Consider the following 15,922-nt stretch of genomic DNA (forward strand, 5'->3'; position numbering starts at 1 on the left):
TATTTTGCTATGATTTAGATAATTCGGTGATCAGCGCTTTTAGATATTCCGTAGCATCGGGATCAATGCGCTTCAAAGACTGCTGAAGTTGATCTGGATAAGCACTTTTTATTGCCATGATTGAACTTGCAATAACCATATAGGATTTGTCAGCTACAGCATTCAGAATTAGATTTTTGTATTTTTTATCTTTTGTCTGTGCAAGCTTTTGAATCGCAGAGGCACGGATAACAGAGGCTTCGGACTTCTCTGCAAGTGCCAAGATGGTTTTTTCGGCTGACTTGCGGACCGCGGGATTGCTTAGATCGAGACCTTGAATCGCTGTTGCGGCAAGATCCGCATCGGTATCCGCCAATGCTTTTGTTAAGATTTGCTGGCTGATGGTATTTGTTGGATTTTTTGAGGCATAAGCAATCGCACCGACGCGGTTGGCAAATGTAGGGGCGTGCTCATATTGATATAAATAGTCGGCATCTGATTTATCGATTTGAATTTGACCCACGAGTGTTTTTTCGGGATCAATATCAATAAATTCAACAGCAGCAGGTAGCGGGATCATAAATTGGGCATTCCGCCTGTTGAGTTGAAATGTCTGTCTGATCTTCCCATTTTTGGTGTAGATATCGACGGCCAAGGGAAGCTGGAAAGTCTGTACCGTAGAATCTTGAATTTGGGCTACATTCAGTATGACACTGTTCTCTCCGTTTCTTGTTGTGATCTTCAAAATTGGATGTCCGCCTTGGTAATACCATTGATTGAAGTACGGAGCCCAGTCTTTGCCGGTCACTTCTTCCATTGCTAGACGGAGCTGTTGCGGCTCGCCGGTTTTAAAGGAATTGTCTGTCAAGTATTTTTTCAACGATTGATAGAACGCTTCATCACCCATTTGCTCTTTTAGGGCATAGAGAATCAATGAGCCTTTCGCATAGCTGATATTATCAAACATATCTTCTTTATCATGATAATAATAACGGGCTAAAGTCGGGCTTTTCCCATTTTTAGTCGATTTGAGATAGGACTGGAGTTTTTCAAATCTAGATTTATCGCCACGATCTTTACCGCCATCGTGCTCACGCCAGATAACTTCGCCGAAAGTGGCAAAAGATTCGTTCATGGTTAAATTGGACCAAGATTCTGCTGTGACCAAATCACCAAACCACTGGTGAAATAGTTCATGCGCAATCGTTCCTTCCTGATTATCGTCCAACAATTCGCGTTTCGTCTTTTGTACATGTTCGCCATGTAGTGTTGCACTTGTATTTTCCATGGCGCCTGAGACATAATCGCGACAGACAATCTGCGCATATTTATTCCAAGGGTAAGGAACACCCAAAGTCTTGCTGTAGAAGTCCATCATCGCTGGTGTCTTACCGAAGATATCTTTGGCATAGGGCGCATATTTAGGTTCAAGGTAGTAGTCAACGGGGATATTGTTGTATTTGTCCTGATAGATTTTAAAATCACCAACGGCCATCATAAATAGATATGGGGCATGTGGTAAATCCATTTTCCAGGTATCTGTACGTGTACCATCACTATTCTTCTGTTGATTGCTCAATGCACCGTTCGATAAACTTACATAATTGTCAAGAACAGTCATGGAGATTTCTGCTGTAGTCTTTTGGTTGGGGCGATCAATCGTCGGGAACCAGGCTGATGATGCTTCCGTCTCACCTTGTGTCCATATTTGACGAGGTTTGTTCGGCATGCGTTCATCAGGGTTGATAAAATATAGTCCCTTAGCATCGTTAATCGCTGCGCTGCCCTGAACTTTTAATAAGTTGGGTTTTGCTGTGTAATCGAGGTATACTGTATATTGTTCCTTGGCAACGTAATTACGGTCCAGCTTGATCAGCAGGGAATTATTGTCATAGCTATACTTTAAAGGGACCAATTGTTGGCCATTGACTAGCGACACCTGTTTGATATCCATGCCTTTTGCGTCGAGACGAAGGGAATCTGTTGGATAGAAATGGGGTTGTAACGTGATCCACTCTTTTCCATTGAGGAATTGATTGGTATAGTCAAAACGAACATCCAGCTTGGTGTGGACAAGATTGTTGATCTTCGTAGGAGTGGCTCGATATTGTTGATCTATGGAAAGTTGTTGTGCTTCGCTTATTCCAATTTGAAGAATGGAAATTGACAAAGAAAGATATATGACTTTTTTAAACATTGTTGTGATATTTTCAAGATTTAAATAAATCTAAAGAAATTTCGGTTGCTATAAAAATATACCGCAAAGAAATATGTGTATAATATTGTTGTATAGGTTGTTGTGCGTTAAAAAATGCAGGTGTATCGTATATTTTAAGATAAGAGATCGATAAATTTATTTATATTCAACTCAAATTGAATTTTCAGGTGCTAAGTGAATAAAACTTAGGTTGGTTGAAACAAGTAGACGATTTTTTATGATAAACAAAAATTTTGGCCTTATTCTAATGATGATAGGTATGGCAGGTACGGCGACGACCGGTTATGGACAACAGTTAACATATCCGAAGACAAATAAAGGAACCGTCGTGGATGAATTTTGGGGTGAAAAGATTGCAGATCCTTACCGCTGGTTGGAGGATGATCGTTCAGCTGAGACAAAAAACTGGGTACAGGCAGAGAATAAAGTGACTTTTGACTATTTAAATGCAATTCCATTCCGTACAAAATTAAAAGATCAATTAACCGAAATATGGAACTATGAAAAAATAGGGACTCCGTTTAAGGAAGGTGCATATACTTATTTTTTTAAGAATAACGGCTTACAGCAACATGCTGTGCTTTATCGTAAACTAGGGGAGACGGGAGGAGAAGAAGTTTTCTTGGATCCCAATACATTCTCGAAAGATGGATCAACTTCATTGGCCGATGTTTCGTTTTCAAAGGATGGCAGCTTAGTCGCCTATTCTATTTCTGAAGGAGGATCAGACTGGCGGAAAGTCATTGTACTGAATGCCAAGGATAAGTCGCCTGTAGGTGAAACGCTAGTGGATGTCAAATTCTCCGGTATTGCATGGAAAGGAAATGATGGTTTTTATTACTCGAGTTACGATAAACCAAAAGGATCTGAACTTTCTGAAAAAACAGACCAACATAAATTATACTACCATAAACTTAAAACAGCCCAATCTACAGATAAATTGATTTTTGGCGGCCCGGCAACACCGCGACGTTATGTAGGGACTTCATTAACAGACGATCAACGTTACTTAATTATTTCTGCTGCAAATACGACAACAGGAAATGAACTTTATTATCAGGATCTCAATCAGCCGAATAGCAAGATTGTCTGCCTACAAGATCATTTTGATGCAAATACAGGTGTCGTTGACAATATTGGGGATAGTTTCTTATTGGAGACAAATTACAAGGCTGCCAACAACCGTTTGGTAAAAGTTGATTTGAAGAATCCTGCCAAGGAGAACTGGAAAGATGTTATTCCAGAGACTGAAAATGTACTTTCGATCAGTACAGGTGGGGGCTATCTTTTTGCAAACTATTTGAAAGATGCCGTTTCGGTTGTGATTCAATACGATTATACGGGTAAAAAGATTCGGCAAATAGAATTGCCTGGTGTGGGTACGGCGAGTGGTTTTTCGGGTAAGAAAAAGGAAAAAGAAATCTATTTTGGTTTTTCAAATTACATTACACCTTCTTCAAGTTATAAGTTTGACGTAAATTCTGGTCAGTCTACACTTTATATCAAACCTAAGGTGAAATTTGATTCCGATCAGTATGAATCGAAACAGGTTTTCTACACATCCAAAGATGGTACTAAGGTTCCGATGATTATTACGTACAAAAAGGGGATTGTCTTAAATGGGAAAAAACCGACGATTGTGTATGGTTATGGCGGCTTTAATATCAGCTTGACACCTGCCTTTAGTACTTCCGTTGCAGTTTGGTTGGCCAATGGTGGTGTTTATGCTGTTCCGAATTTGCGCGGAGGGGGTGAATATGGTCAGAAATGGCATGATGGCGGTAGACAATTCAACAAATTGAATGTGTTTAACGATTTTATTGCCGCGGCACATTATCTTCAGGAGAATGGTTATACATCACCCGAGTATACTGCTTTATCGGGGGGCTCAAATGGTGGCTTGCTCGTTGGAGCAACAATGACAATAGATCCCAAAGTAGCCAAGGTCGCACTGCCTGAGGTTGGTGTTTTGGACATGTTGCGTTATCATACCTTCACAGCTGGTGCAGGTTGGTCCTATGATTATGGTACGGTCAGTGATAGCAAAGAAATGTTTGATTATCTGAAAGCATATTCTCCGGTGCATAATGTGAAATCTGGGGTTTGTTACCCTGCGACGATGGTCTTTACCGGAGATCATGATGATCGGGTGGTACCGGCGCACTCCTACAAGTTTGCTTCCGAACTGCAGGCAAAGCAAGCGTGTGATAACCCAGTATTGATTCGTATTGAGACAAAAGCTGGCCACGGTGCTGGACGGTCAACAGAAGTTCTGATCAATAGTACAGTTGATAAATATGCTTTCGCGCTCTGGAATATGGGTATTAAAGAGTTAAAGTAAGTAGACAGTTTTCCAGTGCTCAAAGCATTATCTGTTGGTTCAAAGCACTGTTTGTAGAGCAATGAATAAAAAAGCCGCGATCAAGTTATTGACCGCGGCTTTTTTATTCATCGACGATTAGAATATCTTCTTATTGCCAAGTCTTTTCACCTTTTTTCATTTTTCGTAAGGTCGCTACATATTCTTCTTTTTGGGTAGCATCTGTTATAAGTGAAATTGCTTTTTCTTGCGTTTTAATTGCTTTTTCTTTTTCTCCAAGGCGATACAATATGTTTGCAAAAGTGTCTAGATACATCGGCGCATCCTTTTCTTTCTCATTGGACAATTTACTCCATTCCGCTGCTGCTTTTAAACAGGCAGGATCATTGCAGTTTTCAAAAATAGACCAAGCCATGTTGTTCAATTCCGCTGCTGTGATGGTCGACCCATATTTTGCAATATATTTATTGAAGCTATCTCTTAAGCCCGGGTAATTTTTGGTATAACCGTAATAACGTGGTTGCATTTCGAGACTTGCTTTTTCTGTATTGACAGTTGGATATTTTTGCGCCAATTCTTTTTCTATGCTTGCGAAATCAACCGTTTCCTTTGCCCGGATTTTGGTATTTACGGCGTTACTAACCAACAGCTGGGACAAGAAGTCATTTGCTTTTACTTTTTCACTGACGGCATCAAATTTAGCAGGGTTATCTTTGATTAAATTAAAAGCCTTAGAATCGACAACATTAGCCGCCGAAAGTAATAAACTGATATTCTCCTTTGTAAAGATTTGATCTGTAGTCAAGGACGCTAATACGACTCCTTCCGCTTTTGCCTGTGTCTCTTGATCATAAGCTTCTTTGGCTGCCATAGCCATACTTTTGGCAATGTTTACATTAGTTGGGTCGGCATTAAATTTTGCTAATAGCGTTTCATATTGTGTATTTGGATCAAGTGATTTTTGTGCTTTCGCTATAAAATCGTCCGCTTCACCGCCACCAACGATACGATGAACAAGGGTACCTTTTGAATCAAAGATCAGAAAAGTTGGGTATGCCCTAACTTTATAATCTTTGGCAAAACGGTCGGCCTCTTCGTACCATGATTTTACATCTTCATTATCATTCTTGGTTTTATCCATCTGAATTTTTGCATTGATAAACTTTGCATTGAAGAAATCACCTACTTTAGCTTGTGGGAAGATAGTACTCGACATATATTTACAAGGACCACACCAGGTTGTAAAACAGTCTACAAAAATGAATTTGTTTTCTTTAGCCGCTTTTTCTTTAATCTGACTCCAGTTGAGCCCATGCTCAAATTTGACCCCCTCGCTTTGCGCAAACAGTAGGGTAGGGATTAGAAATAGCATTAAAATCAATTTTTTCATAATGTTGGTATTTTAGATTTTTAATTTAATCGTTCGCATTAGTTGGGATAAGGTTAGTTCTCCCAAGTTTTTATTCCTTTCATCATTTTGTCCAGTGTTTCTTGATAGATAGGACGATCGTCCTCACTGGCCATTTCAATAGCTTTGTTTTGCCACTTTATGGCTTTTTCTTTTTCTCCTTTCTTATAGAGTAGGTTTGCATAGGTATCCAAGAATGCACTGCTTGGATCTTCAATGATGGATTTCTTGCTCCAGCTTAACGCGGATTCAATACATGCAGCATCGCTACTATTGTTAAAAATAGTCCAGGCAAAGGTATTTAATTGATGTGGAGTAAAATCTTCTGACGAAAGGTAATCATTGATCGTATTCTTCATGGCTACATAATTCTTCACCTGAAGGTAGTAGTGTGCTTTTATCTTCTTGAACATCGGAACGAAATCGATGTCTGGATATTTTGCAGCAAGTTCATTTTGATAACTATCCCAGTTGGGTTCATGTTTGGCATCTATTTTAATCTGAAATAATTCGTTGACGACAACATTTGCCAGAGTACGGTTGGCAATACCTGGTGACTCTAATAGAATATCAATTTTCTCTTTATTGTTGCGAATAAGATTGAAAGCTTTTGAATTGGTGAATTTGGCAGCCGCCAATAAAATATGGACATTTTCTTTTTTGAATAGTTCATCCGTGCCCAATGAATTTGCTAAGGTATTTTCTGCCTTTCGTGCTGTATTTTCATCGTAAGCGATATTTGCTGCTTTCAGCATCTGCTTGGCTGTGTAAATATCTTGAGGTCTTTTCTCGAATTTTTTTAACAGCGTGTAATACTGTGTTTCGGGATAGAGTCCATCCATCACATGACCGACAAATTCGGGAGCGTCACTTGCACCGACAATCCGGTGTACCGCTTGCCCACTGGGATTAAAGATAAGAAATGTGGGAAAGGATTGAATATTGTATTCATTGGAAATAGCACGCGCATCGGCATACCATTTTTTGACATTGGCATTGTCGGACTCTGTGGAATCCATTTGTACCCTAACACTAATGAAGTTCTGATTAATTGGCTGCCCCACCTGCTCTAAGGGAAAGATCTCATTGCTCATATATTGGCATGGGCCACACCAGGTTGCAAATAGCTCTACGAAGATAAACTTGTTCTCAGCTTGTGCCCGCTCCTTTATTTGTTTCCAACTCAACCCTTCTACAAATTTCACCCCCTTGGTCTGGGCCTGAGCCAAATTCCCGAATAAAATTGTAAGGCATAATGCGATTATACTTCTCATACTCACTCAACAAAAGATTCATAATTATGTTTAAGTTATTAAATTAATCTGAAAACAAAAACACCTCTGAAGTATTAATTTCAGAGGTGTTTTCGTGGACTGATAAATCGCTTATTTGATATTTATCTTCGATTTTAAATCTTTTGTTAGACCGTCTTTATGTAACATCAAAGAAGTTGTTTTATAACGTACAAATTCTTTTGACGCATACAAATAACCATGATAGTCATTTGTTGTGCCCCAAGAGTTTTTAACGATGTAATACTCTTTTCCGTTTTGATCTTTTACAAGACCTACGATATGCATGCCGTGGTCATCTGTAGTTTGCCAGTTGTCGAAAGCTTTTTGTCTTTCTTCCGCTGTTACTTTTAACTCTGGTTTAGGACCAACGAACATCGTTGACTTTTCCTGATCTGTCATTTCCTCGAAAGGTTTTTCTGGCACATAAGCTACACCGTTTTTCCAAGAAAAGCCTTTTTCTGATACGTCAGTTGCCCAAGCTACAGTATAGCCCTTTTGTAACGCATTGTCAATGATGTCCGTTAAATCGTTCATCTTAACATTATAGAAACGGTCGAATGACCAGTTGTCAGGAATCAACAATACGAATTGGCTATAGTATGGATGGTCAGTTACCGAAGCAATACCAATGTAATCATCCGGATTGATACCGATTACCTGATCTGCAAAAGTGCGTGGTGTATAAGATTTACCGTTGTAATCAAATTTCTCAGGTACTTCTCCAAGATAAGAATCCATCGCTGCGGTATATGCTTTCTCCCAGTTTGGCGTTAATGTTTTGCCTTTTACTACTGCTCCTAACATCGCATCCAACATATTTGTCATTTCACCAAAGTTGTTACGTGTAGTGCCGTAGTGAAGACCTGTGTAAGCAGATTGCGGCATTGTACCGTATTTACGGAATGAGTTCAAAACATCATGGAATTGACCACCTTCACCCAATGATAATCCACCATGAAGGCGTACATAGGTACGAGCTTTGTCTAAGTACGTATTGCGCGCAGTATAAATTTGGGAGATCTCAACTGGTTTTTTACCCATACGGATCATCTCTGACTCCAGGAAAGAATTACCTGAATAAGACCAACAAGTACCTGATGAACCTTGGTTTTTGATGGATGTGTTACCTAGATTGATAACTTCAGTAAATGTAAATCCAGATTTGCTATTGTCATTTTGATTTGCTTTTAGTGCATTGATCAAATTGTCCTGTGCTTGTACTTGGAACGAAGCTGCGAAAAGTGAAGCAGCTAGTACAATCGTTTTATTCCAATTCATTGTTAGTATTTTGTTAATTTAGTGTGGTGCTAAATTAAATAAATTAAATTTAGTAAGGTAAATTCCTCTGTAAAATAATTGTTCTTAAAAATCTACTATTTTTTTGCTAATCTTTTTTTGGAGAATAGGAGAAGCGATAACATCAAATAGAAATGGTCAGAAATTTTTTCTGACCATGGTGTTTTGTATCGTTTATAATTTAGCGCTGATTACCGGTGTTTTTTGTCGAACGATGACCACCGTTAGGTTGTCAATAATCGCTTAATCAGCCGGTGAAGGCTTTTTTGGAAAAAGCAGCGAAGCAATGATACTCAATGCAAGTATGCTGACAATAACAATCAATGAATGTGTTGTTGTAAAACCTACTTCGGCCAACCAGTGATGCAGCAGCATCTTTAGACCAATGAAGACCAGCAAAAATGCTAAACCTACTTTGAGGTATTGGAATTTGTGGATAATATTGACCAAAAGGAAGAACATAGACCGCAATCCAAGTATGGCAAAAATATTGGAGAAAAATACAACATAGGCATCTTTGGTAACTGAGAAAATTGCAGGGATAGAATCCACAGCAAAAATCAAATCCGTAAATTCTATGACCAGTAATACAAGAAATAGTGGCGTCATATATTTCACTCCGTTCTCTACATGGAAGAAGTGCCCGCCATCTAATTTTGGTGTTACCTTAAAGTATCGGGAAGCGAATTTAACAACTGGGTGGTTCTGTGGATCTACCTCTTCTTCCTGGTTACGGTTGATAAACATTTTTACACCTGTAAAGACCAGAAAAGCACCAAAAACATATAGAATCCAGCCGAATTTAGCAATCAGGGTAGCGCCAAGGAAAATAAATAAGAAACGCATAATGATTGCGCCCAAAATTCCCCATACCAAAACTTTATGGTAATAGCGCTCCGGAATCCCAAAAGAAGTAAATAATAATACCATCACAAAGATATTATCTACGGATAGGGCATATTCCACAACATAACCGGTGAGATATTCCAGCCCAAGATTTTTGTTGTAGAGCTCGAGACTCGCCGCTAAATCACCCGGAATGATTTTAATATCGTGGTGGTGTTTGGTAATGATTTCCTGAAGGTGGTCTAAGTCATGGATGTTGTGTAGTTCAAATCCATAGTGACGAAGAAGCCAATAGAAACCCAAAGAGAATAAGACCCAGATGGCGCTCATGATGCTAGCCATCTTTAGGCTAACAGGTTTGTCGCCTTTGGAGAATAAGCCTAGATCTATTGCTAGCATAAGTGCAATAAAGATGAGGAATCCGCCAAAAAACATTAATTCGTGACTCATTTTATTTTTTTCTTTCTGTTGTATATTTTACCAGCTGCTCCAACCCCGCTTTGTATTCACTGTCGGGAAAGTTTTCCAAAATCCGGAAAGCGTCTTGTTGGTATTCCAGCATCTTGTTTGTAGCGTATTCGAGCCCTCCGCTCTGGCGGACAAAGGCAATGACTTCAGCCACTTTGTGTGCATCCTCATTATGGTTTTTAATCAAATTAATGATCCTACGCTTTTCACTTGAAGTCACTTGATTCAAGGCATAGATTAGCGGTAAGGTCATTTTCTTCTCTTTGATGTCATTGCCGAGTGGTTTACCAACATCATCTAACCCAAAGTCGAATAAATCGTCCTTAATTTGAAATGCAATTCCGATTTTTTCACCAAATTGATGGAGCTTATCTATTGTTTCCTGATCTGCATTGGAAGAAGCCGATCCACAGGCACAGCAAGAGGCAATCAGCGACGCTGTTTTCTTCCGTATGACCTCAAAATAAATAGATTCTTCAATATCCAGTTTACGGGCCTTTTCGATTTGAAGCAATTCACCTTCGCTCATCTGATCCACAGCTTCCGATACAATTTTTAACAAGTGATAATCCTGATGTTTTACAGAAAGGAGCAGGCCTCTAGACAGCAGAAAATCACCCACCAAAACAGCAATTTTATTTTTCCATAATGCATTGATGGAGAAAAAACCTCTGCGCTCATAGGAATTGTCCACCACATCATCATGTACGAGTGAGGCGGTATGCAACAATTCTACGAGAGCAGCTCCTCGGTAAGTGGACTCATTAATTCCGTTGCATATACCAGCAGAAAAGAACACAAACATAGGCCGCATTTGTTTGCCTTTACGTTTGATCAGGTATTGTGTAATACGATCCAATAAGGGGACGGAGCTTTTCATTGAAGCTTTGAATTTTTTTTCAAAAGCCTCAAGTTCGTGGGCAATAGGGCGTTGGATCTCTCTTAATTTTGACATGAATTGGGGTGAAATACCAAAATAGTTAAAGCTTAAAGATAGTGATTTTGTTACAACTCTTCGACTGCTTTCTCAAGATTTTTGTACCATTCTTCACCATAGGTGCGGATGAGAGGATCCTTTAAAAATTTAAATACAGGGACCTGTAATTCTTTGCCAAATGAGCATGCATCTTTACAGATATGCCAACGGTCATAGTGAAGTACGTCGAATTCGGGATAATGTGTTGTCCTGATAGGATAGAGGTGACACGAAACGGGTTTGCGCCAATGGACTTCGCCAAGTTCGTACGCCTTTTCGATAGCGCATTTTGTAATGCCATTTTCCCAGGTCACATAGGCACATTCTTTATTCCCATCGACACAGGTGGTCGTTAGATCGCCATCAACATCGACAACATACTTCCCTTGCTCTTCAATCGCTTCAATACCTTTCTCGGTCATATAGGGTTTTACTTTGGGATAAATCTCCTCTAATATAGCCTTTTCACTCTCCAATAAAGGTGCGCCTGAATCGCCTTCAATACAACAGATTCCTTTACATTTTGATAAATTACACACAAAGTCATTGTTGATTAGATCTTCGTGCACCAGTACATTTCCTACTTCAATCATTCTAATTATTTTGAGTAGCTTGCTTTTTGTCCCAATTTGTATTTTAATCCACTGGCTTCGAGTAATTCTAATGTTACCGAGCCGATGAGAATATCTACATTGGCTTTGACCGGAATACGGTTGCCATCATTGGTTACCCACAGATAAAGCTTGCTATTTTTTTTAAAGATACGTCCCGGTTTAATCTCAGGACTGAATTTGAGACATTCTAAAGTGCCTAATTCTGTTTTTATTTTTTCTATTCCAATATATTGTATGCCTAAGGTGGCAATCTCATCATTCAAAAAATAAGTCAGCTTAAAAGATTCTCCTGGTTTAACAGTCGACAGATCTAGATTACGGGCAAAATAATAGGAAGAAAGCAAGTCGAAAGTCTGATCTACCTTCGAGTTGAAAGTCCCTTTATTACCTACAACACTATTTGTCTCCTGGTTGAAGCGTACCTTATCATTCCGTCTATATCCTCCTTCACGAATGTTCTCTGTATAATAATACGGTAAAAATGTTTTGCTGTTAATATACGAGTTGTATTCATTTCTTACGGTATATATGGCAAAGGCGCCAGCTGTTTTGCCGGCAGCATATAGATGAAAGGAAGGGTTTCCAGCTCCGTCCTTGGTATCCTCAACGGTTAATGTCCCTGTTGCGGCTGAAATAAAGCCATAACGGAGTTTATATTTTAATTTCTCACCACCTTTAAATGCCGATTCTTTTAAATGCGGTAAATCTTGAGCGAAAGCAGTACTTACGATAACGGATAAGTAAAGGAGCAAAGTCGATATAAGTTTCATGTACGTAAGTTTACGAAATTTGTTTGAAAAAGAAATGTTAATTTCATTCAAATAAATTTAACTTTTGGAGTTAATGAGACCTTCATGGACGATGACTTATACTTATTTCTGAGCTGATTTATTTAGGCTGTGTCCGCTTAAATACGGGGACTGTAGAACAGGGTTCACCGTACATAATACTTTTTGCAACCTTACTTAGTTTTACTGTAAACTGTACAAATGTAGACTCTGGAATAAAAGTATCGCCACAACCTTTCACAACGACACGTTGATCCCGAAATTGTTCCATGTCAATCTGTTCAATTGCCGCAGCATACTGAATGCGTAATAACTCTTCTGAATCCCCAAAAATAACTGTCGTTGCATAGGGCTCCAATTTGTTGGCCAATAACATATAAGCCCAAGTCGGAACAATGGCATCGGCAGTACACGTAATGGCGACATGTTTACCCGCGTATTGCGACCAGTCGTGTGTCTTAATGAACTCGCGGAAGTCCTTTTCTTTAAGAATCAAGCCATGGAAGAGATTATCCTTAATATCATATACTACATTGTCTGCCTTAGGATGGTAGTTGGCCAAGTCAACTGTGACTAACCCACTTTGCGCAACTTTGTTGACAATATTTGTTTGAATATCCATATTTACATCAAAAAAAAGCCGGACGATAATTCGTCCGGCTACAAATTTACTTAAAAATCTTTTAAAAGAATTTCACTCTATTGTCAATGATTTCAGCTTTGTCTTGTAATGCGCGGAAAATAGATCCCCAAGCGCGTTGTGCTTTTGCTGCAAGCATTTGTTTCTTTTGTCCGTTGATATCCGAAATAGCGGCAGGATTGGTAAAACCATTTACTTGTACAACATATACACCTGTATTACCTTCAATAGCTTTGGAAGGTTTGTTTGGCTGTAGTCCAAAAACAGTACCAACTACTTTGTTTTCTAATGCAACACCAGGGATAACTGGATTTGCGAAGACAACATTTTCAACGTGAATAGCTGCTTTACCAACTTTTTGTGCAACTTGATCAATAGAAGATGTACCTGCTAAAGCCTTGTCAAATTTATCTTTCAAGATTTTAGCTTTAACCATATTTCTTACTGCAGGTTCAATATCTTTCTTAACAGCATCCAAGGAAAGGGTTCCTTTCGGCTGTATGTCGACCAAGCTTGCTAAGATATAAGAGGTTTCAGTCTCAAATACTTTGTCTGAAATTTCACCTTTTTTAGCTTCGAAAGCCCATTTGATTAAATCACGCGGAGCTTCGGCACCATCTAGTACATTGTCCATCGCTGTTACGCGTGAGGCTGTTTTTGCTTCTAGACCAAGTTTTTTCGCTTCCTGAGCAAAGTTTTGTGCTGTAGCTCCAGATAAGAATGCTGTTGCTTTGCTATGCGCATTGTTCAACGTTTCTTTTCCACTGTTGATCACTTTGTCAATGATGGCAACTTTAGCATATTTTGAACTACCTGATTGTTTCTCAATTTTAATGACATGGACACCATATTGTGATTTTACAACTTTGATATCGCCTGTTTTACTTTCGAAGATGGCAGTCTCAAGATCTGGTGCCATACGGCCTCTTGTTAAAGTACCCAGCTCTCCACCATTGGTTTTGCTCTCTGGATCTTTGCTGAACTGAACGGCCAATGCTGCGAAATTGTCTCCTTTTTGAATCAATCCTTTGATAGAATCTGCTTTCGCCAATGCTTTATCCATTCCACCTTCGGCAGCAGGATCCAATAGGATGTGTGATGCTTTCACAGAGTCAGGGCTTACGATCGTCGAAACAACTTTTGCGATTTCAAATGCATTGTTGTTTAAGAAAGGTCCAACTGTTGTTCCGGCAGCAACATTGAATACAACTGAATCCAAAGAAGGACTCAACTGTCCTTTTTTCACATAAGTAAACGGAAATTTGTTGTCTGAATTGATCGAAGCAAATAAAGAGTCATCTTTAGCAACGATTAAATCTTGTTTCAATTTGTTGATCGTCTCTTTTACGGCCAATGAATCTTTCGCAAGAGGTTTTGCATCCACCATTACGTATTGAATCGCACGTGTTTCCTCTTGTGTTTTGAACATACTTTTATGTTCATTATAATATTCTTGGTAATCTGCATCAGTCAATTTAGCATCAGCATCTTTAACAGAAGCGTAATCTAAAAGAATGTATTTGAAGTCTGCTAGTTTATTACGCTCTTGGTATTCTTCGTTTGCTTCCAAAGAAGTAACATATACGCTATTGGAAAGCAATTCACCATATTTGCTGCTTAAACGCTCATCTCTAACGCCTTTCAGTAGTTCTTCCCATTGTTCAGCCACTTGCTGGTTACCTGATGTGTTCATTTGGGTGATAAAAGCACGCAGTTGACTCGGGTCAAATTGTCCTGTTTGTGGGTTGGTGAAGGCTTGAACGATTTGAGGCGAAGGGTTGTTACCTTGCACTAAATCATTTAATTCGTCTTTACCGACAGTCAAACCGATTTTTTCAATTTCCTTTTTCAAGATCTCTCTTGACAAAAATTGATTCCATACTTGTTGAACAGCGTAGGTCCGCATTTGAGGGGTGACTGCACCGCCCATTTGTTGTTTGAACATTTCCTCTGTTTGTTCAACTTGCTTACTGAACGCAGGATATTCAATTTCAGTTCCGTTGACTTCCCCTACACGATTTTGATGTCTCGCCCAAAAAGGAGCTCCCCCTCGAACGACATCGCCTAGTAAAAATGCTAAAATTGCGATAGCCATAGCCGCGGTCAAGATGACACCAGCTTTGTTACGCAAAAAGCCCATTAATCCCATAGTCTGCTTATTGTGTTTATATTGTGTAAATACTTGTATTTCGTTAATTTATGCATAGCATAGCAAAATGCGGTGCAAGATACAATTTTTATAAAAAAAAACGGAATATTTTCCTGAATGTAGCAAAACAAATTTGAAAACTATTTGTATAAAGTGGAGTTTTTTGTTCTCTTTTAGTTCAAATGATTCGTTTTGAATAACTTAATCGTATAAATAAACAGTCTGGAGCCATTGTATCAGATCCATAGCTGCTTTTAAACCAAACCGGAATCTGGTTTATGGCCCACGATGAGCTATTTACCTAACGAAGGGAAGAGGTTGTTGTTGGTAATGACCGTATACCCAGTTGCATTGGCTATATTGACATGTTTAAAATCTTTGTCCGAAGTAAATGATGAACCTTGTAAGTTACCGCGATTATCTCGAAAGAATGCCGTAATGGGAACATGATTATAAAAGGTCATGTTGCTGTTGCTATCGGCCTTACTTTCGTCGTAGATAATCTCTTCTGTTTTGATGACAGAACCGTCAGCCATCGTTACCACCACATTTTTTGTAAAGGTGGTCGTCTTTTCTTTTTCCCTTCGGATGGCGTGGTCGGAAGTGATTCGCTGAGTTTCCTTTAAATTGTCATCGTAAAAGATGATTTTTATGCTTTTTGGAAATTCGTATACTTCGGTGCTATCGTGTTTGATACGCATTTCGGGCGCTGTGAGATTCGCTTTTACCCGTGTGGAATCGCTATAGATAATATCGACATGACGTGAAATGTCGACCGCCTCTTCCTTTTTCATGTTGGCAAGGCGATCCACCTCTTTGAGATCCGGTTCGCAAGAGGTCAATGAGAGCGCCCCTAGTAAAGATAATATTACTAGGGGCGATATATTTTGGAATATGGATGAAGCAAATGCCTTGCGTACCATCG

12 protein-coding genes are annotated in these 15,922 nt (G+C 39.2%); 1 reads left to right on the forward strand and 11 read right to left on the reverse strand.

Annotation, left to right across the window (positions count from 1 at the left end; all coding sequences use genetic code 11):
• Positions 1–7 precede the first annotated feature (7 nt).
• Positions 8–2,176: a M1 family aminopeptidase gene (locus CBM24_RS03030; protein WP_088160159.1), complete on the reverse strand. Its 2,169-nt coding sequence runs from the start codon at positions 2,174–2,176 to the stop codon at positions 8–10.
• A gap of 238 nt (positions 2,177–2,414) precedes the next feature.
• Between CBM24_RS03030 and CBM24_RS03035 the strand changes: the two genes are divergently transcribed.
• On the forward strand, positions 2,415–4,538 hold the full coding sequence (locus CBM24_RS03035) for a prolyl oligopeptidase family serine peptidase (RefSeq protein WP_088160160.1): 2,124 nt from the start codon (positions 2,415–2,417) through the stop codon (positions 4,536–4,538).
• 130 nt (positions 4,539–4,668) lie between these two features.
• On the opposite strand, the gene CBM24_RS03040 is transcribed toward CBM24_RS03035, so the two are convergent.
• From CBM24_RS03040 to lptC, 10 genes are all read right to left on the reverse strand, one after another.
• Positions 4,669–5,907 carry a thioredoxin family protein gene (locus tag CBM24_RS03040; protein ID WP_088160161.1) on the reverse strand — a complete coding sequence of 413 codons (1,239 nt, stop codon included), beginning with the start codon at positions 5,905–5,907 and terminating at the stop codon, positions 4,669–4,671.
• A gap of 53 nt (positions 5,908–5,960) precedes the next feature.
• The gene (locus CBM24_RS03045; RefSeq protein ID WP_088160162.1) at positions 5,961–7,199 is read right to left on the reverse strand and encodes a thioredoxin family protein; all 1,239 of its coding nucleotides are present in this window, start codon (positions 7,197–7,199) and stop codon (positions 5,961–5,963) included.
• Between the two features lie 111 nt (positions 7,200–7,310).
• The gene (locus CBM24_RS03050) at positions 7,311–8,498 is read right to left on the reverse strand and encodes an aminopeptidase C (RefSeq protein WP_088160163.1); all 1,188 of its coding nucleotides are present in this window, start codon (positions 8,496–8,498) and stop codon (positions 7,311–7,313) included.
• A gap of 261 nt (positions 8,499–8,759) precedes the next feature.
• Positions 8,760–9,812, reverse strand: a complete 1,053-nt coding sequence (locus tag CBM24_RS03055; RefSeq protein WP_075990971.1) for a TerC family protein — start codon at positions 9,810–9,812, stop codon at positions 8,760–8,762.
• A 1-nt stretch (position 9,813) separates the two neighbouring features.
• Entirely contained in the window at positions 9,814–10,785 is a 972-nt protein-coding gene (locus CBM24_RS03060) for a polyprenyl synthetase family protein (RefSeq protein WP_088160164.1), read from the reverse strand.
• Between the two features lie 50 nt (positions 10,786–10,835).
• Positions 10,836–11,399, reverse strand: a complete 564-nt coding sequence (locus tag CBM24_RS03065) for a DUF3109 family protein (RefSeq protein ID WP_046672325.1) — start codon at positions 11,397–11,399, stop codon at positions 10,836–10,838.
• 5 nt (positions 11,400–11,404) lie between these two features.
• On the reverse strand, positions 11,405–12,190 hold the full coding sequence (locus CBM24_RS03070; protein ID WP_070563318.1) for a DUF3108 domain-containing protein: 786 nt from the start codon (positions 12,188–12,190) through the stop codon (positions 11,405–11,407).
• Positions 12,191–12,308: 118 nt separating this feature from the next.
• Positions 12,309–12,830 carry a DUF2480 family protein gene (locus CBM24_RS03075; protein WP_075990973.1) on the reverse strand — a complete coding sequence of 174 codons (522 nt, stop codon included), beginning with the start codon at positions 12,828–12,830 and terminating at the stop codon, positions 12,309–12,311.
• A 61-nt stretch (positions 12,831–12,891) separates the two neighbouring features.
• Positions 12,892–14,997 (reverse strand): SurA N-terminal domain-containing protein, encoded by a 2,106-nt coding sequence (locus CBM24_RS03080; RefSeq protein ID WP_088160165.1) that lies wholly within the window; start codon positions 14,995–14,997, stop codon positions 12,892–12,894.
• 293 nt (positions 14,998–15,290) lie between these two features.
• Positions 15,291–15,920, reverse strand: a complete 630-nt coding sequence (gene lptC / locus CBM24_RS03085) for an LPS export ABC transporter periplasmic protein LptC (RefSeq protein ID WP_075990975.1) — start codon at positions 15,918–15,920, stop codon at positions 15,291–15,293.
• Positions 15,921–15,922 lie beyond the last annotated feature (2 nt).

Origin of the sequence: Sphingobacterium sp. G1-14, from assembly GCF_002196555.1 — a bacterium.
GTDB classification, from domain to species: domain Bacteria; phylum Bacteroidota; class Bacteroidia; order Sphingobacteriales; family Sphingobacteriaceae; genus Sphingobacterium; species Sphingobacterium siyangense.